The 19,743-nt window shown below is 43.9% G+C and carries 16 protein-coding genes; 4 read left to right on the top strand and 12 right to left on the bottom strand.

Going from position 1 to position 19,743, the window contains the following annotated elements:
• Positions 1-7 precede the first annotated feature (7 nt).
• The gene (locus WF803_RS05545) at positions 8-664 is read right to left on the bottom strand and encodes a TetR/AcrR family transcriptional regulator (protein WP_489610554.1); all 657 of its coding nucleotides are present in this window, start codon (positions 662-664) and stop codon (positions 8-10) included.
• Between the two features lie 124 nt (positions 665-788).
• Between WF803_RS05545 and WF803_RS05540 the strand changes: the two genes are divergently transcribed.
• Genes WF803_RS05540 through WF803_RS05530 form a run of 3 tightly spaced genes read left to right on the top strand, consistent with a single transcriptional unit; the run spans position 789 to position 2,322 of the window.
• Positions 789-1,589, top strand: coding sequence for an Eco57I restriction-modification methylase domain-containing protein (locus tag WF803_RS05540; protein WP_489610553.1), 801 nt, complete (start codon positions 789-791; stop codon positions 1,587-1,589).
• A gap of 56 nt (positions 1,590-1,645) precedes the next feature.
• Positions 1,646-2,122 carry a hypothetical protein gene (locus WF803_RS05535; protein ID WP_489610552.1) on the top strand — a complete coding sequence of 159 codons (477 nt, stop codon included), beginning with the start codon at positions 1,646-1,648 and terminating at the stop codon, positions 2,120-2,122.
• Complete coding sequence (locus tag WF803_RS05530) at positions 2,119-2,322, top strand: hypothetical protein (RefSeq protein WP_489610551.1); 204 nt, start codon at positions 2,119-2,121, stop codon at positions 2,320-2,322. Before WF803_RS05535 ends, WF803_RS05530 begins: the two co-directional genes overlap by 4 nt.
• An 87-nt stretch (positions 2,323-2,409) precedes the next feature.
• On the opposite strand, the gene WF803_RS05525 is transcribed toward WF803_RS05530, so the two are convergent.
• Genes WF803_RS05525 through WF803_RS05500 form a run of 6 tightly spaced genes read right to left on the bottom strand, consistent with a single transcriptional unit; the run spans position 2,410 to position 9,005 of the window.
• On the bottom strand, positions 2,410-3,636 hold the full coding sequence (locus tag WF803_RS05525) for an MFS transporter (RefSeq protein WP_489610550.1): 1,227 nt from the start codon (positions 3,634-3,636) through the stop codon (positions 2,410-2,412).
• On the bottom strand, positions 3,633-4,892 hold the full coding sequence (locus tag WF803_RS05520; RefSeq protein WP_489610549.1) for an ATP phosphoribosyltransferase regulatory subunit: 1,260 nt from the start codon (positions 4,890-4,892) through the stop codon (positions 3,633-3,635). The genes WF803_RS05525 and WF803_RS05520 overlap by 4 nt, the downstream gene beginning before the upstream one ends.
• A gap of 3 nt (positions 4,893-4,895) precedes the next feature.
• Entirely contained in the window at positions 4,896-5,858 is a 963-nt protein-coding gene (locus WF803_RS05515) for a S66 family peptidase (RefSeq protein WP_489611896.1), read from the bottom strand.
• A complete protein-coding gene (locus WF803_RS05510; RefSeq protein WP_489610548.1) occupies positions 5,837-7,090 on the bottom strand; it encodes an ATP-grasp domain-containing protein in 1,254 nt (417 codons plus the stop codon). The genes WF803_RS05515 and WF803_RS05510 overlap by 22 nt, the downstream gene beginning before the upstream one ends.
• Positions 7,091-7,123: 33 nt before the next feature.
• Positions 7,124-8,128: an asparagine synthetase A gene (locus tag WF803_RS05505; protein WP_489610547.1), complete on the bottom strand. Its 1,005-nt coding sequence runs from the start codon at positions 8,126-8,128 to the stop codon at positions 7,124-7,126.
• Entirely contained in the window at positions 8,121-9,005 is an 885-nt protein-coding gene (locus WF803_RS05500; RefSeq protein WP_489610546.1) for a methyltransferase domain-containing protein, read from the bottom strand. Before WF803_RS05500 ends, WF803_RS05505 begins: the two co-directional genes overlap by 8 nt.
• Positions 9,006-9,255: 250 nt before the next feature.
• Between WF803_RS05500 and WF803_RS05495 the strand changes: the two genes are divergently transcribed.
• Entirely contained in the window at positions 9,256-10,104 is an 849-nt protein-coding gene (locus tag WF803_RS05495) for a helix-turn-helix domain-containing protein (RefSeq protein WP_489610545.1), read from the top strand.
• A 384-nt stretch (positions 10,105-10,488) separates the two neighbouring features.
• Here WF803_RS05495 and WF803_RS05490 read toward each other — a convergent pair whose 3' ends face one another.
• The 5 genes from WF803_RS05490 to odhB all read right to left on the bottom strand — a co-directional run bounded on the left by WF803_RS05490 (position 10,489) and on the right by odhB (position 19,720).
• Positions 10,489-14,676 (bottom strand): leucine-rich repeat protein, encoded by a 4,188-nt coding sequence (locus WF803_RS05490; RefSeq protein ID WP_489610544.1) that lies wholly within the window; start codon positions 14,674-14,676, stop codon positions 10,489-10,491.
• A gap of 107 nt (positions 14,677-14,783) precedes the next feature.
• On the bottom strand, positions 14,784-16,175 hold the full coding sequence (lpdA, locus tag WF803_RS05485; protein WP_489610543.1) for a dihydrolipoyl dehydrogenase: 1,392 nt from the start codon (positions 16,173-16,175) through the stop codon (positions 14,784-14,786).
• Positions 16,176-16,179: 4 nt separating this feature from the next.
• Entirely contained in the window at positions 16,180-17,088 is a 909-nt protein-coding gene (gene sucD, locus WF803_RS05480; protein WP_489610542.1) for a succinate--CoA ligase subunit alpha, read from the bottom strand.
• A complete protein-coding gene (gene sucC, locus WF803_RS05475; protein ID WP_489610541.1) occupies positions 17,085-18,260 on the bottom strand; it encodes an ADP-forming succinate--CoA ligase subunit beta in 1,176 nt (391 codons plus the stop codon). Before sucC ends, sucD begins: the two co-directional genes overlap by 4 nt.
• 53 nt (positions 18,261-18,313) lie before the next feature.
• Entirely contained in the window at positions 18,314-19,720 is a 1,407-nt protein-coding gene (gene odhB, locus WF803_RS05470; RefSeq protein ID WP_489610540.1) for a 2-oxoglutarate dehydrogenase complex dihydrolipoyllysine-residue succinyltransferase, read from the bottom strand.
• Positions 19,721-19,743: the final 23 nt, after the last annotated feature.

Below are 19,743 nucleotides of genomic sequence, written 5' to 3'. Positions count from 1 at the left end.
GCTCAGCCTACCTGACACTTAAACGTTTGAAGAGGGTCTTCATATAGCTCATAAACAATTCCTTGGCCACCCCCGGCTTCAAGGAGCCAATATCCACGCGTAATAAGAGCGATTCGAAGGTAAATACCACCATATCATCGACAAGGTAGCCGGATTTTTCATCAATCAAGCCTTGGACAATGCACTCATCCATCAGCCGGTGACTGCGCTCTTCAATCGTCACTTCCTGAATCATATTTTGAATTTCTGGGGGATAGTGTTTGATGTCCAAGGGAAAAATATCATAATACTGCCGGTAGTAATAGCCAATATCTTTGGCATTCGAGAAAAAAATTTGCCGGTAAATGGCAGACTGATCAAAAGCAAAATCAGTAAAGCACTGCCAGACTGCAAAATAGATGTCCTTCGAGTCCTTGGCCTCCCGAATATAAAGAGGTAAAGCCTCCAAGTATTCCCCGAGGTAGTCAATGCAGGCAAATAAAATTAAATGCTTTAAATTTTCAAAATAGGAATATAAGGTCGCCTGATTATAGCCTGCTAAATCAGCAACTTTTCGGGCGGTAACTTTATCGATGCCTTCTTCATGAATAATTTTTAAAGCGGCATCACGAAAGTACGTATACATTCTTTTTCTTTGAATCTTTTTATTTTTTGGTCTTGCCACGCTGCTCTCCTAACTTTCTCCTTCTACTGCTCTTCTTACTTTAGCGGATTAAGGCTTTTTTTTCAACGCTGGCCAGCGATTCCGTACCCGCCAGCATGGGGAAGTCTTCACGCCAGCCTGGGTGGTGGATCGGCAAGTCCAAGCGGCCCTGGCTGATTTCAAGGCCTACCCCCTGGATGACTTCCTGCAGACGACCTGGCTCGAACTTACCTGCGGGGAAGGGCCCTATCTGACCACGCGCTACGATATGGCAACAGGAGACCTCCTGCCCTTGGGCGAACGGGTTGGCTTTGTCGATCGCAAATTCCAGCGCCTCAATCAGGAAAACTTTGGGAAGAACCAGTGGCTAAAACGGGCTCGTTGGATCCTAGAGAATGCTTATGGCTACGAGTACCAGGGGGACTCCCTCCTCTTGGCAAGGGAGAATGTGCTATTAACTTATAACGATTTCTACCAGGCGTATTTTGACGAGGTGCCGACCCTGGGCAATCTGACCCGCATGGCAGACCTCATCGCCAGCCGCCTGATCCAAATGGATGGCCTCACTTATACGGTACCCTATGCCTTTGAGGATGTGGGTTTGCAGACGCAATTGAATCTCTTTGACCTAGAAACCGCTAGCACCGAAAGCCAGCCCCTGAAAGCCCGCATTCCCTGGCAGGGGAAGTGGGTGACCTTCCAAAGCTTGACAGAAAGGACGAACACCGCCATGAAATTTGATGTGGTTATTGGTAACCCCCCGTATCAGGAAGATGTGGAAGGCAATGCGCGAGCTAAGCCTATTTATCCCTATTTTATGGATGAAGCTTATGCCATAGCTGACAAGGCTATTTTGATTACTCCAGGACGTTTTCTCTTTAATGCTGGACAGACTCCAAAGGCCTGGAACGAGAAAATGTTAAATGATCCTCACTTAAAATATTAGATTACGAGCCGGTAAGCTCTAAATATTTCAAAAACACGGACATAAAAGGCGGGGTTGTGATTACAAACTATGACCATGAAAAAATATTTAAACCGATAGAGCTCTTTATTCCTTTCGAGGATTTAGACCGTATCAAGGATAAGGTCTGGCAAAACGCAGAGGAAAGTCTTGCTGACGAAGTAACGGGTGGAGTAGCCTATACCTTCTCGGAAGCTGTGAAAGAAAAATTTCCCGAGCAGGTAAAAAATATTGGAAAAGCTTTTGATTTGCGCACCAACATCATGAATAAGCTGCACAACATTTTATTCTTCGAAGAAAAACCTGAAGATGAGGCACAATATGCCCGTATACTCGGTCTTTTTAATCGCAAAAGAGCTTATTTATGGATTAATACTCAATATATTGTAACTCCAGCAAATTTCGATGCTTATAAGGTCTTTGTCCCTAAATCTAATGGCTCCGGTGCTTTAGGGGAAGTATTAAGCCCCCTGATTGGCACCCCCCTGATGGGGCACACCCAGACCGTTTTTTGAGCATCGGGAATTTTAAGACTCGGCCGGAGGCTGAGGCCTGCCTGAAATACGTGCAGTCGAAATTTGCCCGTGTCATGCTGGGGATTTTAAAAATTACGCAACACAACACCAAAGCAACTTGGCGATATGTTCCTCTACAAGACTCCACTTCCTCCTCCGACATCGACTGGACGAAGAGTGTGGCAGAAATTGACCCCTAAGGCAAGGAGGGGGAGAGCTAAAAGGGAGTGGCTTAGTTGACTATTTTTTATATTCAGAAATTGAGTTTTTCCTAGTTCCATAAAAATCTATTTTGATAAATAATTGTTATATTGATCATTATACTTCATAAAACAACCAAACACTAAAGATAATATTAAAATTGATGCCCCTATTATTGGGAAATTAAATAAATTCGAAACATCTAGAAAAAAGGAAAATACACCTGTGCCGATTGGCATGAACAACACTGCAACAGTAAATATAATCCCAAATACTCTACCTAAATATTGATTGTTTACCTGCTTTTGTATAAGAGAGAAAAACTGGATATTGAAAATTGTCAAGAACAGATTAAAAAAACCTGGTCCTAACATAATTAAAAATTTATTCTTATAAATTAAATATAAAAATGGAGTAACAATTAAGAATATACTTGAGACACCCAATTGAACTACTAAACTAAAAATTGATGCATCTTTCTTAAACCTACTACTTAAAATCGCTCCGAATAATCCTCCAATAGCTTCTGCTGTTAGAAATAAACCATATAGCCCATCAGATAAATTGATAAACATATGATGACTATACGGCAATAAAAGATTATACCCAGCCAAGAAAAAATTCACTAATGAGGATAAAATAATAAGAAATAGAATTTGTTTGTTGTCAAATATGTACCGAAAGCCCGATGCCATATCAAAAAAAATACTTTTAAAAGAAAAGTTTGCTGTCGTACATTCAAAATTTAGAGGTTCAATACACAATATCAAGATAGAGGAGATTATAAAACTGATACCATTTAACAATAGAACGCCTTGAAGTTTCAATAAATTGTATAACAATAATGAAAAAATAGGCAACACTAATCTAATTGCTGTACTGGCTGTTTCCAAATAAGAATTTAGTCGTTGGATTGAACGTTCACCAACTATTTCCTTAGTTAACGCCTTATATGAGGGAGATGAGAAAGCAAACATAAATGATAGAATCCCATTTCCAACCAATACAAGGTACATTAATACGTTTTCATTTTTAAAGAATGAAAATGCTATGCAAAACAATCCGTTTATTAAGTTTGTTATTATAATAATTCTTTTCCTATGCGAGAGATCAGCAACTACTCCTCCTAACATATTAAAGATAACAGCAACTACTCTTTCAATTGCTTGATACATAGCAACAAGGCTTAAAGAGTTGGGAGCAAGATTAGCAAGAAATGTATGATTCGCAAAATCAAAGAGAACGTCTCCCACTAATGAAATACTTCTACTGGCGACTAAGTAATTAATATTATTTTTCTCTCTATTTTTCATTTATTATCTAATCCTTTTATTTCCTTTTTCTTTTTATCTATTTTTTGTATTAATTGTTCTATATCTGAGGAAGCTAATCTGGATGATTTTATCTTAAAATTACTGTTTTCATTAACCAAAATAAAAGTATCATCGATATAAAATTGGTTATTTACGATTTTCTTTCTTTTTTTAAATGAACAGGGGAGTATCGAAAAATTGAATATACAAAGAGATGTCATTATTTCTCTCCATAAAATATATGTATTTTCTACATCATTTATTGGAATCAAAATGACATACCTTCGCTCTTTTTCTTCCAGATCCAATAATTGCGATAAAACAGTTGTCCCGATCCCCATACACACACCAGGAGTATTGACTTTATTAAATTTAGAAGTCATGGTATCTATTCTACCACCATCCGCTATATCATAATGACTTCCGGTTGAATCAGTAATGAAAATTTTATAGTTCAATCCTGAATAATGCCCTGTACCATATAAATTAGATAGAGAAAAGTACACTGGGCACTCCTCAATATATTTAGAAAGAAGTTCACATATTTGAATGACTTTTCTAATTTCCGATTTTATTTGCTCGTCTTTTATTTGAGCATAATATATAGAGAGATCACGATATGGAATCTTATCATATTGGAATAATTTAATAATCTTTTCTCTATCTTCATTCTCGATATCAATTTTTGACAACGCTGAACTGATGTCAATATCTGAAAATCTTAAATACTCAGACAATCCTGAAGACAGTACTTCTAATATTTTAGTGTTAGAAATTAATATATAATTGACCTCAATTTCTTGTAACTCGGTTAAGGTCTTCCAAGTTAAATATATTATTTCGACATCAGCGATAGCTGATTCAACCCCCCATACACCAATTAACGTCTGGTAAAACATCTTTCTATATCCTGAATATGGGGGGACTCTATCTCTAAAAAGTAAGCCAGTCTGGATAAACTTTAATGGAACTTGCGTGGACAAATCAGAAACAAACCTTGAAATACTCATCGCTAAATCAGCTTGTAACACATACTTTGATTTTTCCTTCATTCGATATACTCCAAAAATTTTTGATGGGTGAACCTTAGTTGCTTTTAAGTACCTATCCGCTTGCTCAATTGATGCGGTTTGAATTTGTTCAAACCCAAACTCTCTAGAATTTTTTAAAAATCTTTGGTGTATCGAATTTATATTTCTAATCTCATCTTCAAAAAGATCATACATTCCCGGTATTTTTGTTTCTTTATATTTCACTTCCTAATCCCTCTCAAGTATTAAACTGACTTCTCCACCGATAGGAACGAGATAACTTGGATGTGTATGCCCACAGTCGAAATCCAACAATATAGGGATATCCCTCTTATCAACGAAATTTTTAAGAAGCCAAATAATATCATCTCTTGTTTCTAAATATTCAATTTTAGAAATTATCAAGCCGGAAATTTTATCAAAAACCCCATGCAATGCTAATGTGGTAAAATTTCTATAAAGTCTCCCAAAATCACTAAAAGTTTCCTCCAATAATAGAATAGTATTTTCATCTATTTTAGGCATATAAGGAGTTCCTATAATCCCAATAATAGTATCTAAATTCCCACCAATTAATATCCCTTTGGCCCGCCCATATTTATATATGTACCATTCATTTTCTTTAATGATTTTTGGTTTTACAAAAATTTCCCAATTTGATCGCTCATCTGTCCAGTAAGTTGATTTTTTATAACTGATATCTCTACTCTCTTCATTGAAGAGAATATTATTTAGAGAATTATAACTTAACTCATTAAAAGGGGGGAATTCTCCATAATTACAAATCAAGCTTTGCGACATAAAAGCAATTTTATTTGTTTTAGCGTATAAAGCTAATGCAATCGCTGTTGTATCTGAATAACTAATAAATATTGAGTTGCTATTTTTATATTTCTCATAGTCTAGATAAGGTAAAACAGAATTGGAATTATACCCTCCTATACTTGTGAGAACAATATCCGCTTGATCAAATAATTGATTAATCTCTGCGCTTCTTTCTTGTACACTTCCCGATAGTTGATTTTGACAATTTTTTCCTGTTAATATTCCATTAGTGACCTTAAATCCTTTCTGTTCTAAAAAACGTACCCCTCGATCATATCGTTTCTTATACAAGAAACTACCTGAAAAAGATGGGGAGCATACACCTATGATATGTTTCAGAACCCTTAGCTTTTTTTGATGGTAAATGAATTTAATAATACTTTCATGTCCTCCTGTAGTGTTTCATAATTTTCATTTTCCAAACATACATATCCAAATCTTTCATTACTCCAGTTAGTTGGTGTCGGCAAAACTGAACCTTCACTTTTTAGCATTCCACTATAAAATATTTTGGATCTTTTTGGAGTTGAATAAGCAATCCCTTTAAATTTTTTTCCGTAATCTTCTGGACGTAATTTAAAAAACACAATTCCTGAAAATCGATCTGTTTGTGTATCTACAAACTTTCGAACGCCCATTCTCGCATGGACGTAGCTATCATAAAAATTAAAGTTTTTATCAGTAAAACTATTAGCCATAAGTTTTGGAATAAAGTCTCCACCAATTCTAGCCCCAATCTCAATTAAATAAATTTCTCCATTTTTATCAACTCTAAATTCTGCATGTGAAGAAACGTTATGTAATTGCAAGGCGTGATGCAGCTCTTCACCCCATTTTAATACTTTCTTTTTTAAATGAATGGAAATATTAGCTGGAAAAATATGACCCACTTCATCCATAAAAATTTCATCATCTACTATTTTTTGTGTAATTCCCAGTGGAAAATATTCAGAGTTTACAATGAGACTCTCTAGACTGTACTCCTGTCCTTCTATATATTCTTCAACAAGAACCCTAGGCTCCAAATTATAAATATCACCCAATTCATATACTGAATTGGCGATATATACAGGAAATTTTACTGAAAGAAGCTGCCCAACAACTTGTTGTAGTTCTGAAAAATTATTTACTTTTTTTACACCAATACTAGATAAAAAAGAAGTTGGCTTTACGATTAAAGGATATTCCCAATTAATTAATCTTACAGAATCTGAAAATTGATCAATAATTCTGTATCTTGGTGTTTTTATTCCCGTAGCCTCACATACCATTCTCATTCTATCTTTAAATCTAAATGCTTGCGATCCTAATTTAGATATTGGGCTTAAGTTAAGCTCTTTAGAAATATCATCTGCAATATGTGTCATTGCCTCATCCCAACAAGCCACCGCATCAATGTTAGTTGAAAGTTCTCTTATTTTCTCAACCACTGTACCCCAATTTTTAAACTTAACTACAATTGAATCAATAAAGATTTCAGGATACATAGGAGGAATTTCAGATATAGAGATAAAATTGAAATTGGCATTTTCTTTTATATAGTCATAACACAAAGTAATCTCAGGTCCCCCACCTACTACCAATACAGTTTTTTTCATGGGTATCATTCCCTTCTTTTATTTATCTGTCATTCAAGGAACTATATTTTCACTATTTGACCGACTGATTAATGGAATTTTTCTAATATCATCACAGCCTAAAATCCACATTATAAATCTTTCAACTCCCAGTCCAAAACCTGAGGTTGTTTTTGGTGACAGCTCTTTCATTCGTAGATACCATGCATATTGACTCTTATCAACATTGAGTTTAGACATGTTTTTTAATACTTCATCCAATGTATCACAACGTTCACCACAGCCGACCACTTCACCTATTCCCATTAATAAATCAGCATTTCTTGTAGTTTCCTTATCATCATCTAACTTCTGATAAAATGGGACACTTTTTGCAGGATAGTTTGTCACCCAAACTGGACCGCCAAAATATTCTAATATTTTCTTCTCACCCAAATCTGTTAATTGATAAAAACTATGAATTTCATCTTTTACAAAAGATTTTTCGTCATTCAATAAGTTTCTTATTTCATGAAACTTAACACGTGGAATATCCAACTTCAAAAAGTTCTCAATATGGGTTAACTCATATTGTTGGGAAAGTAAAAGTTCCCTATGCTCCTCCAATAATTTGTGACATAGAAATTTTAAATACTCATCGATTAGATTCATTATATCTTCTAAAGTTCCATTTATCTCACTCTCGCTATGATAAAATTGTGATAGATGTCTTTTATCAGTCTCTTCTCCTCTAAATGTCGGCATTACATAGTGAACTCCTAAATTGTCGGGGAATAAACGAAGAAGGTATTCAAGATGGAACTGCATCGAATCTGCAAGATACATTTCATTCTCAAATAATTTAATCTTTACAGGTAACGAGTCACTTCCTAATCCCATAGGACTAGTTACACTTCCCGTTGTCACCGGTAAATGTACACTTATAATTCCCTTGTTTCTAAAGAATTCAAAAGTAGCGTTTGTAATTGTTGAATGGATAAATCCAACTGTCCTCAAAAAAACATCACTATTTAATATCTTCAAGAATTTGTTATCAATTATAATAGTCTTCTTAGACACTCCACTCTTCCTCCTCCTTACAAATTGTATACGGATCCATAAAGTCAGCTTCAAAGAAAAATTCTCGCTGTTCAGTACTTACAGTATTCCTCAAGATAACAATCATAAATGATAGATACTCATGATTATTGTTAAAAATATTCATTATCTCATACCATCGTTTTCTAACAGCATTTTTTACTAGATTATCCTCACCTTTTAGAGGTTCGGAACTTTCAATAATATAATCAACATACTCACTCAATGTCTGTAGACTTCGTTTCCTCATTTTTTTCTCTTTAAAGTTATATAACTCGAATCCAGAATTTAAGAACAACTTCAGCCAATAAGATCTACGCAGAGGCCTTATCGGAAAACCTAGTACCTTTTCTAGGTCATTTAAGATTTGTTTGGGAACTGGTTTGTGATAAAACAGTTGTGTTACAGCTAAAAATCCGTTAGGCTTTAAGACTCTACGGTATTCTGAAACTGCCATCTTTCTATTATTTTCTGCAATAAACCCGTTTGCACCGCCTGTGACAATCAGATCAAAAAACGAGTTACTAAACCTTAAATCGCTTGCATCTCCAATTTCAAATGACACTTTTCTCTGCACCTCGGCAGATTCGCCAATGAGTAACTCTTGAGATTTTTTTACGGCATTTGCATTTACATCTATACCAACAATTGTAGGGTCATCCAAAATTTTAGCCAATTCAATAGATGTAAAGCCTGTATTAGAACCCACTTCTAAAATATTTGATTTTTTTGTAATATGAGTATAATTAACAATCTCAGATATTGTTCTCTTTCCTCCAGGACAACGATTAGTCTCTTCAATGTAAGACAGTAGATCAACATAATTCATCTCATCAAGCAACTCTAATTTTTCATGCATGCTAGTCATTATGACCCCTTATCTATAATTTTTTACTAATCTGTTCCAGATTATAAGCCTTTAGAAGATTACTAAAGACTTAGGTGCACACCTAAGAAATTTATCCACTGACGATAATAATGATATCCATAATTGATATCAAGATTGGTATGAGCTTCAATGCTTTTTTCATCTCAGGCTTCCTTTCCATTTTTAGATATTGTACAATAACTTAAATTAGAAAATTTTTTGTTGGGAAAGTGGGAAGTTAATGAAGTCAAATCTTGGGAAAACATTAAGAAAATTAAGACAAGGAAAGCAAATCAGTCTATGCTCGGTAGCAGATGAGCATCTTTCTAAATCACAAATATCTCGTTTTGAACGTGGAAAGTCAGAAATATCTTGTATTCGACTCATCAATATTTTAGATAAATTAAACATCTCTCTAAATGAATTTCTCATTATTCATAATAATGATGACACCAACACAGAATCATTTTCTCAATTAATGCTATACATTCGTAAACAATATTCATTGCAAAACATAGACAACATAGCTGCATTACTTTCAAACTCTTCAAAATATCATTTAAATCCGTATGAGAGAACAATGGTAAAGTCTATTCTACATACACTAGACAGCAATATTGCTCCTTCAGATGAAGAGATACTTCAACTAACAGACTACCTCTTTAAAATTGAACGATGGGGTTACTACGAAATCATTTTATTAGGAAATTGTGTTCGAACAATAAAATATGAATCTTTCTTTCTACTCACTAAAGAAATGTTAAAAAATTATATTTACTCTTCTTTGAATAAGACTAATAAAAAACTCGTTACTCAGCTATCTATTAATTGTTTAATATCAAGTATTGATGCCAAACAATTCGAAAACTGTAAATATTTGATCCGAGAGGTGTCTCAATTACTAGAGAACGAACTAAATTATTACGAGCTGACAGTTTTTCTCTACGCACAGGGATATTTTGAATTCCAACATGATACTGAGACGGGGAAATCTAAGATGCAGCAGGCATTACAAGTTTTTGAAATACTTGGAGAAAATACTATTCATAGTCAATATTTAGAGCACTACTTAAAAGTTATAGAAAAATGAGTCAAACTTCATTCCCCAAAATTATCAAACAATTTACACCTATTAATGGCTTAACAATTTTAACAATTAGCAATTTTCAAATTCTAAATAGTAACCTTTATTTCATAAGATAAAAACCAGTAATTTAAAGCACAAAAGGCTCCCTAAAACTAGCATGATTTTAAGAAAGTAAAGCTACCTATTAGTATCATTTGGCTTTTGCAAATTTCCAACGATAGCATTCTTCTTGATTTTAGGCATTAGGAATCCTTAAGCATAAAATGCCCCCCAAAGCTTAGCTTGCTACGCTAAGCTTTGGGGGTTTTGTATTTTTGTGCCTTTTTAAGCTGGGTACTGCTAGCTATGAGTGGATGCGAAGGCGTCAATGTTGGCAAAAGCTGGCCACTAAAACTCAGCTTCCTTCAATTTGCCTTTTTTAGAGCGATAGCTAAACACACTGACCCCGAAGGCAAGGAGGGGGAGGCCCAAAAGGAGGGCGCTGGCCCGGCTACCGGTTTGTGGCAACTGCTCCCCAGTCTTTTGGCTTGGGGCAGCCTTGCCTGCAGCTACCCCCTTCTCCTCAGCAGCTGGCCGGCAGGTTGCTGCTGTGCTTCCGCCAGCTGTTTCTTCCGTTTCGGCGTTTTCATTAGGCTCTTCAGGCGCAGAGGCTCCGCCGGCGCCAGATTCAACTTCCCCTGGGCTAGGCACTGCCAGGCCTTGCTCAGGCTGCTCGTTCTCTGGCTTTGGCTCGCCAGTATGCGGCTTAGACTCCTCAATATCTGGGCTTGTCCCTGCCGTGCCTTCCTCAGGCTCTTCTGTACCCTTTTCAGGTTTCTCAACGTCTGGGCTTGGGTGTTTTGTGCCTTCCTCGGGAGCTTCACTACCTGGTTTGGGAGCTTCAGTTTCCTGGTCCGGCTCTTTTGTGCCTTGTTCCGGTTCGGCAAGTTCTCCCTCGAGATCTTCGCTGCCTTCCTCGGGCTCTTCCGTATCCTCATCGGGCTCTTCAATGCCTTGGTTAGGTTCTTCTGTGCTTTGCCCCGGTTCCTCGGGGTCTTCTCCTCCTTGATCAGGAGCCGTCTGCTCGCCGTCATCTTCCCCACCGGTTTCCTGACCCGCCAAGGCTTTCTCTAAAGCTTTGAGGGCTTCCTCACTAGCCTTCACCTCTTCAACGGTACTTCCTGCCGCATAGTAAACCTGACGGGCTTGAGCCAGTATTTCCGCTTGCTCCGTAGCGAGTTCGGTTTCTTCGGCTAAGGCCATCAAGAGGGCGCCCAATTGGCTCTTATCAACTTGGGCCAAGTCGTCCGCAAAGACTAATTCCTGGCCCTGGTAGCGCGAGGTATCCCAATTCTTTTGTTCGGGGTTACTGATCAAAAGCTCGACCGTAGTAATTTCCTTAGACGCATTCATATTGTCACTGAAGGTTTTACGACCAATTTTCTTCAAACTGCGGGGTAGAATCACTTGCTTCAATAGGCCAGAGCGGAAAGCATTCTCGCCCAACTCTTCCAAGCCTTCCTCAAAGGTCACTTCCTGCAGTGTTCGGAATTTGACATTTTGCTTGAAGGCATCGACCCCAATTTTTTTAATATTATGGGGAATGTGCAAGTGGCTCAAGCGATGGCTATTGAAGGCCAAACGACCGATCTCGGTTACCGTGCTGGGCAAGTCAAGCGCGGTCAGCGGGGCACCCACAAAGGCACCCTGGCCAATTTTTTCCAAGCCTTCGTGCAGGTCAATATGATCCAAGTATATATTACGTGAGAATAAGCCGTCCGCAATTTCCGTCATTTTAAGAGACAGATGCACTTCCGTCAGCAAATTAAGGGCAAAGGCAGAGGCTCCCACAGTTTCGACTCGATCAGGCAAGCTAAGTTTTTTCAAACGATTGCCCCGGAAGGCAAGTCGACCAATTTTCTTAAGACTGGCTGGGAAAACAAGGTCTGCCAAGCTCTGATATTCAAAAGCTTGATCACCAAGCTCTTCTAAATATTTAGGCAGCACGACTTCCCGCATGCCCTGGGGTGAATTGACGACATCCGAGCCAATTTCAACGTCTTTGTCAGCCATCTTAAAGGCCTGGTCAGCAATGGCAGTAAACCAGGCACCATCTGCATTTTTATCCGGCAGGCGCACGACTTTGTTGTAGGCAAATTTTTCCCAGCCACTTTCGCTAAAACCAGTGAGGGTGGTGCCGTTATAGGTGAAGTCTTGCAGTTCGTAAAGGGCGCGGTCGCTAATTTGCAAGTCCCCTTGGGCGGCCTTGAGTTCTGTGGTGATATTTCGGAGTTCTTCGTCAGAGGTCTCGGCCTTAGCCAAAGCCGCCTGGGCCTTTGCCACGACGTTCGCTAATTTTTGCCAACTCTCTTCGGTAAAGAGCCGCTCATCCAATTGCTCGACCACCCGTAAAGTATCCAGCAAGGGAGTTTTATTAGGCGCTGAAGCCCTTAACGTTGCTAAGGCTTCTGCTAGTGCTTGCCCTTCTTCATCAAGGTCGGCCTGACTGGCTTCACTATCGGCAAAAACCTGGGTGGCTTTTTTAAAGACCTGTTCAAAGGCTTTGAAGGCTTCCGTGGGATAGTGACTGGCTTCTAATTGATAGCCCTCTGCCAATAGGGCATAGAGGCCGTCACGTTGGCGCTCCGGAGCAGTGAGAATGATGTCGTGGTAGCGACTGGGATGGATATAAGTAGACGTATCGAGATGTTTCGGATTGCGGGTTTCCAAACGCACCACGCCGGACTGAGCAGCGCCAGGATTATCGCGGAAGACATACTCGAGAAATTTGAAAATTGAGTAAGGCAGCTTCACGGTCGAAAGTTCGTTATTCGCAAAGGAATAATTATCCAGTTGCAAGCCCGCAATGCCGTCACTAAACTCTAAGTGCTTGATGTGATTGTTGCGGAAGGCACTATTCCCCACCTTCCAAACTCGCCAAGGCAGGCTGACGGTGGTTAAGTGATTATCCATAAAGGCGCCACTGTCAATCACCGTTGTACTCTCGGAAACTTTCAATTCTTCTAGGCCAACCGCACGGAAGGCAGAAGGATTAACGATGAATTGATAGCCGCTAGGCAATTTTGGCAAAACTAATTTTTTAATGGGGAAGGCGTATTCTTCAAAAGCCTTGGTGGCCACCCCTTCCACCACTTTTTTGACTTCCTGGCCATTTTCTCTAATTGTCACTTCGCCCGGCAGCACGAGCACGCCGGTTTTCTTTAGCTTTTCTTGGCCTTGTTCGGTGAGGCCACTAATGCCTAATTTTTCCACCGCCACTTCCATCCGTCCCTTAAAACGGAAAGGAGCAAAGGTAAAGTCGGCGGCCGTCCATTCCTGGTCTGCATCTTCATCGCTGCCTTGGCCCGGTAAATCAACGGTCAGATGGAAGAAAGTATGAATGCCACAGGTCACACAATTCGGGGTTTTGTAACCAGGCTTGTCCCCGGCCTCTTCCTCCGTAAAGCGCGGTTCCACCTGTAATTTTACTTCCGACTTCGAGAAATCAACCGTCTCCAAAGGCCAAGCCAGCTTCTTCCTCAAGACGAAGGGGGCGTCCCCCTTTTTCTCAGCCTCATAACGCGCCACATAGTGAACATTTAGCTTAGCCTTTAATTCTTGGGCCAGCTCTTCCACATTTTGCGCTTGGCTATTAAGAACGCCCAAGTTCACATGAACTTCCCCCTTATTGGAACTGTTATAGGGGATATCCGCCCGCCTAGCAGGTGACGCAAAATTAAGTTCAGTAATTGAATCGCTGAAACCGGAGGCAATTTCCAATTGCGGACTCTTCGCATCGCCCTTAATATTTAGGGTTTTAAGCCCAGTTCCGCTAAAAGCAGACCCACCGATGTAGGAAACACTCGCCGGCAGCGTCAGTTCGCCCCTTAAGGCCTGATCGCGGAAGAAAGCCTGGTCGCCGATGCGCTCCAAGCCTTCGTTCAAATGCACAGTCTCTAAGGTTTTAATGTTCGCAAAAGCCAATTTGCCAATTTCTCTCACACTTGTGGGCAAGCGCACTTCCTTTAAGCTACTTTGCACAAAAGCCATTGTCCCAATATGGACGAGGCCTTCAGCAAATTGAACTTCGCCCAGTTCCTCGTTCCCCGCAAAGGCCATCTGCCCCAAGCGCTCAATGCCTGGATCCAAGACTACTTTGGTCAAATTTTTCTTTTGGAAGGCCTTATCGCCAATTGCCTTGACGGGAACCTGATCAATCGTCCCCGGCACATGGAGAACGGTTGCCTGGCCTTCATAGCCGGTAATCGTTTGCTTTTCCGCATCAAAAGTAAAGTCAGCTTCGTCCACAGTGGCAGGCACCAGGTTCCCCTCTGGAGCTGTATTCTCGGCGCGTAGCCCTTCCAACTCTGCAGTGGACCTGCGCTCTGCCTTCTTATTGACAAGGACCGCCACCTCAGTTTTACCTGTCGGCGCCTCAGTGTCCAGCGCCTTTAAATTAGCGAGCATTTCCTCTTCATCAACGGCAAAATCATCCGGCTCCTCTGCCGCTTCCACTTGTGTTTGTCCTAAGGCCAAAGCCGCCAGCGGCACAAGCAGCAAGCCACCCCAACGTCCCCAAGTTTTTATTTTCTTCATCCTAATCTCCTTACCTTTAATTAGTATCAAGCACTTTCATGTTAGCATGCCCCCTTCCTAAAGACAATAAAAAGCAGCCCAAGCGTTCCCTTGAGCTGCTTCTGTTCTTATTTCGTATGAATGGGCAGGCCGAGCCAGGCTTCACTGGCCTCCATGATGTTTTCGCCTAGGGTCGGGTGGGGATGGATGGTGAGGGCTAAGTCCTCAATGGTGTGCCCACTTTCCATGGCGAGGGTTAGTTCATTAATCATATTGCTTGCCCCCAAGCCTACGATTTCTGCCCCGACCAAGCGGCCGGTGTCGGCTTGGGCGATGAGGTTCACGTAGCCGGCGGTGGCTTGGTAGGTCAAGGCCCGCCCGTTAGCCGCATAAGGGAAGCGTTTGGCTTGGACCTCTAGGCCGGCTGCCTGGGCCTCGGCTTCTGAAAAGCCAGCGGTGGCTACTTCGGGTTCGGTAAAGACGACCTGCGGCATGGCCAAGTAGTCGATCTGCACGTCTTGGCCCGCGATGACGGCGGCGACCACCTTGGCTTCATAAGAAGCGCGGTGGGCCAGGAAGGGAGCGCCAGTCACATCCCCAATAGCATAGATATGGGGCTGGCTGGTGCGCCCTTGTTCATCCACCGGAATGTCCCCTGCTGCTTCGGCGTACACACCCGCAGCCTCTAAGTTCAGGGCTTGGGTGGCCACTTCCCGCCCAACTGAGAGGAGGACTTGGTCGCTTTCGATGAGACGGGTTTCCCCTTTCCGCGTGAAGGAGGTGACCACACTCGCCGCCTGTTCCTCCAGTTTCAAGTCCCCATCCGGCCGCACAAATTTCAAGCCGCTTTTCTTCAATTCCTTCTCCAAGGCCTTGGCCACGGGGGCACTCAAGTGGGCGAGGGGCGCTTTGGGGTCCATCAAAACCACACTCACGTCACTGCCCAGGCCTGCATAGGCTTGGGCGAGCTCTAGGCCATAAGTGTCCACGCCGACCACAGTCAAGCGCTCGGGAATGGTTTTTTGCCCCAGTAAGGTTGTAAAGTCCACAATCCGCTCACTAAAAGGCCAGGCCGCCACCGACTGCGGCTTAGAGCCGGTAGCAATAATGGCGTGCTCAAAACGCAGCTCTTCTTCCCCCTCCTCATGGGCTAAGACGAGGGTGTGGGCGTCTTTAAAGCGAGCGGTCGCCTGGATCAGGTCAACGCCATTGGCTTTCAATAATTGCTTCACCCCGCCGGTGAGCTGCTTGACCGTTTTCCCTACCTGCTTAAAGATAGCTTTGGCGTCCACGGTGACTTCTGCCGCTTGGATGCCACTGCCTTGAAATTTCTCGATGGCCCGGCGGTGGCTAGCTAAGGTCAGCAAGGCTTTGGAGGGGATGCAGCCGACATTCAGGCAGACGCCCCCGACAGCCTCGCGTTCAATCAAGGTGACCTGAAGCCCCAGCTGGCGGGCGCGAATGGCGGCCACGTAGCCGCCAGGACCAGCACCAATAATAGCAACTTCTGTTTTCAGCATACAATCACTCCGCCTTCGTCTGGCAAGTGGCCAAGAGGTCGTGTTTGGCGAGGACCTCTTCCACCAAGTCGCCAATATGAGCTAGGGTTTCGGCCGTTTCGATTCCGTGCTGGTTGAGCACTTTGATTTTTTCGGCCGCCGTCCCCTTGCCCCCGGAGATGATAGCGCCAGCGTGGCCCATGCGTTTGCCGGGAGGGGCCGTTTGCCCGCCGATAAAGGCCACGACAGGTTTGGTCATCTGGCTTTCAATATATTCAGCGGCTTTTTCTTCGTCATTGCCACCGATTTCACCGATCATGAGAACTGCCTTCGTCTCGGGATCGGCTTCAAAGGCCTGGAGCACTTCAATGAAGTTCACGCCCTTCACAGGGTCGCCACCAATGCCGATAGCGGTGGACTGGCCAATCCCCTTCCGTGTCAATTGGTCGATCGCTTCATAGGTCAGGGTGCCGGAGCGGGAAATGACGCCCACATGGCCCGGCAGGTGGATGAAGTTTGGCATAATGCCCACCTTGCTTTCCCCCGCGGTCACGAGGCCAGGGCTGTTAGGCCCCACCAAAACGGTATCTTTATCCGCCAAATAGCGTTTCACCTGAACCATGTCGAGGACTGGAATGTGTTCGGTGATGCAAACGACTACCTCGATCCCCGCGTCGGCCGCTTCTAAAATGGCATCCGCCGCGAAAGGAGCGGGCACGAAAATGACGGACACATTGGCGCCCGTCTCCTTGACGCAGTCCGCCACCGTATCAAAAATGGGCAAGCCCAAAACTTCCTGGCCCGCCTTGCCGGGGCTGGTGCCGCCCACGACCTTAGCACCGTAGTCTAACATCAGCTGGGCATGGGTTTGGCCCGCACTGCCCGTGATGCCTTGGATCATGATTTGACTGTCTTGGTTGATGTAGATACTCATGCCTTCACCTCTGCCTTCTTGGCTTCTTCGACCACACGCTTGGCCCCTTCGTCCAGGGCCGCCACGCTGATCACGTCAATGTCCGACTGGGCCAAAATCTCCCGCGCTTCTTTCGCCTTAGCCCCATCGAGACGCACGACCACGGGAAGCTCCGTCCCCAATTTATCCATGGCCTGGACAATGCCCCGGGCAATCGTGTCGCACTGCATAATGCCCCCGAAAATATTGATGAAAATGGCCTTCACGTGCTCGTCTTTTAAGATGATTTCAAAGGCCAATTCCACCGCTTCGGGCGTGGCTGAACCCCCGGCATCGAGGAAATTCGCGGGCTCACCGCCGAAGTACTTGATAATATCCATCGTGGCCATCGCAAGCCCCGCGCCATTTACCATGCAGCCGATATTCCCCTCCAAAGGAATATAGGAGAGGCCAAACTCCTGGGCTTTCCTTGCCACCGGCGTCTGGTCTTTTTGGTGCCAGTCTAAGAGTTCCGGATGCCGGTAGAGGGCATTCTCGTCAAAATTAAATTTCGCGTCCAAGGCCAGTAAGTCCCCGTCTTCTGTGGTGACGAGGGGATTAATCTCGATCATAGAAGCGTCTTTGGCCAGGAATAAGTCATACAAGTGCCGTAGAATTTTCCCAAAGTCCTTGAGTTGCTCCTGATTAAAGCCTAAGCGGCGGCCCAAGCGGTTGACTTGAAAGTCAGCCACGCCCAGCAGGGGATCGATGGGTTCCCGGAATAATTGCTCAGGGGCCTTTTCGGCCACTTCCTCAATATTCATCCCCCCAGCGCTGCTGGCCATGATGGTGACGCAACTTTGCGCCCGGTCTAAAATAAGGGACAGGTAGTATTCATGGGCGACCTGGCTGGCTTCTTCCACTAAAACCCCGATAATTTCCTCGCCAGACGGGCCCGTTTGCTTGGTCACGAGCTGCGTCCCGATGAGTTTTTGGGCGATGTCGCGGGCTTCTTTGGGGCTCTGGGCAAACTGGATGCCCCCCGCCTTCCCGCGGCCTCCCGTGTGGACTTGGGCCTTGACGACGACTTCCTTTGCGCCCAAACTGGCCATCGCGGCCTCGGCCTCCGCCGGCGTAAAGGCTACCTGGCTTTGGGGAATCGCCACACCAAAGTCCTTGAGTAATTGCTTGCCTTGGTACTCGTGTATTTTCATGCATGAACCTCCTTTTAAAGCAAGCTAGCCCCAGCAAAGGGGCCAGCGTGCAACTAACCTTCTAAGAAGAGCCGTTTCGGATCTTCAATGAGTTCCTTAATGTGCTTGAGGAAGGCCACAGAAACGCGCCCATCGATCAAGCGGTGGTCGTAGGAGAGGGCAATGTACATCATCGGCCGGATTTCCACCTGGCCATTCACGGCTACGGGCCGCTCGACAATATTATGCATGCCCAAAATCGCCACTTGTGGGGGGTTAATGATCGGCGTGGAGAAGAGCGAGCCGAAGATGCCCCCGTTCGTGATGGTAAAGGTGCCATCCTGCATTTCTTCCAGTTTCAGTTCCCGGTTCCTAGCCTTAGTGGCTAAGGCTTTGATGTCTTGCTCGATTTCAGCAAAATTCTTGCGGTCCACATCGCGCACGACCGGCACGACCAGGCCTTGGTCGGTTGTCACCGCAATACCAATATTATAGTATTTCTTCACGTGAATTTCCTCATCGCAGATTTCTGCGTTCACGTGCGGGTAAGCCTTCAAGGCCGCCACAGCCGCCTTGCTGAAGAGGGACATGTAGCCCAGTTTCACGTCATTTCTTTCGACGAAGTCCGGGTTCACTGCCTTCCGCAATTTCATCACTTCGGACATGTCCACCTCATTAAAGGTCGTCAGCATGGCTGTGTTTTGCGTGGTTTCCAGCAAGTTTTTCGCAATCGTTCGCCGGCGCCGACTCATTTTTTCCACTTCAATATCCCCCTCGACCGGTGCCTGTTCGGGTGCCACCGGCGCCTTGGGAGCTGTTTTCGCCTTCGCCTCCGGTGCCGGCTTAGCTGCCGGTGCCGGTTTGGCTGCTGGGGCAGGCTTAGCTGCCGGTGCCGGTTTAGCCGCTGGGGCAGGCTTAGCTGCCGGTGCCGGTTTAGCTGCTGGCGCTGGTTTGGCCGCGGGTGCTGGTTTAGCTGCTGGCGCTGGCTTAGCTGCCGGTGCCGGTTTGGCTGCGGGTGCTGGTTTGGCCGCAGGTGCCGGGGCGGCTTGCCCACGCTTTCTTTGGGCAGGCGAACCTTCTGGAGCTTCGGCCAGGCTCGGCCGGTAGGGCGCCTGCGGTTTTTCGGCGGCCGCTGGCTCGGACGCTTCTTTTTCTTCTGGCTTGGCCTCTTCAGCCTCCGTTTGTCCTGCTTCATCTTCGCCGACTTCTGCTTCCTCAGGCTGGCCTTCTGACTCTTCAGCCGCTCCACTGGCATCAACTTTGGCAAGGACTTGATCCACGGTCACATCTTCATCTTCGGCCACTTGAACTTCGATGAGTGTCCCGCTTTCGGGAGCGTAAACCTCGACGTTCACTTTATCGGTTTCTAATTCTGCCACCACTTCGCCTTGATCCACATGGTCGCCCTCTTCGGCATACCAAGCGATTAAGGTCGCCTCGCTTAAGGATTCGGCGAGTTGCGGCACTTTAATCTCTGTCATCTTAAACTCCTTTCGCTTGCCTT

This window comes from Aerococcus sp. BD502 (assembly GCF_057919555.1).
This window is presented reverse-complemented; position numbering and strand designations above follow the sequence as displayed.

Bases quoted from the DNA above. Each gene is read 5' to 3' on its own strand.
- lpdA (WP_489610543.1), bottom strand. From the start codon at position 16,175: ATGCTGAAAACAGAAGTTGCTATTATTGGTGCTGGTCCTGGCGGCTAC.
- WF803_RS05490 (WP_489610544.1), bottom strand. From the start codon at position 14,676: ATGAAGAAAATAAAAACTTGGGGACGTTGGGGTGGCTTGCTGCTTGTG.
- sucD (WP_489610542.1), bottom strand. From the start codon at position 17,088: ATGAGTATCTACATCAACCAAGACAGTCAAATCATGATCCAAGGCATC.
- sucC (WP_489610541.1), bottom strand. From the start codon at position 18,260: ATGAAAATACACGAGTACCAAGGCAAGCAATTACTCAAGGACTTTGGT.
- WF803_RS05495 (WP_489610545.1), top strand. From the start codon at position 9,256: ATGAAGTCAAATCTTGGGAAAACATTAAGAAAATTAAGACAAGGAAAG.
- WF803_RS05525 (WP_489610550.1), bottom strand. From the start codon at position 3,636: ATGAAAAATAGAGAGAAAAATAATATTAATTACTTAGTCGCCAGTAGA.
- WF803_RS05500 (WP_489610546.1), bottom strand. From the start codon at position 9,005: ATGCATGAAAAATTAGAGTTGCTTGATGAGATGAATTATGTTGATCTA.
- WF803_RS05510 (WP_489610548.1), bottom strand. From the start codon at position 7,090: ATGAAAAAAACTGTATTGGTAGTAGGTGGGGGACCTGAGATTACTTTG.
- odhB (WP_489610540.1), bottom strand. From the start codon at position 19,720: ATGACAGAGATTAAAGTGCCGCAACTCGCCGAATCCTTAAGCGAGGCG.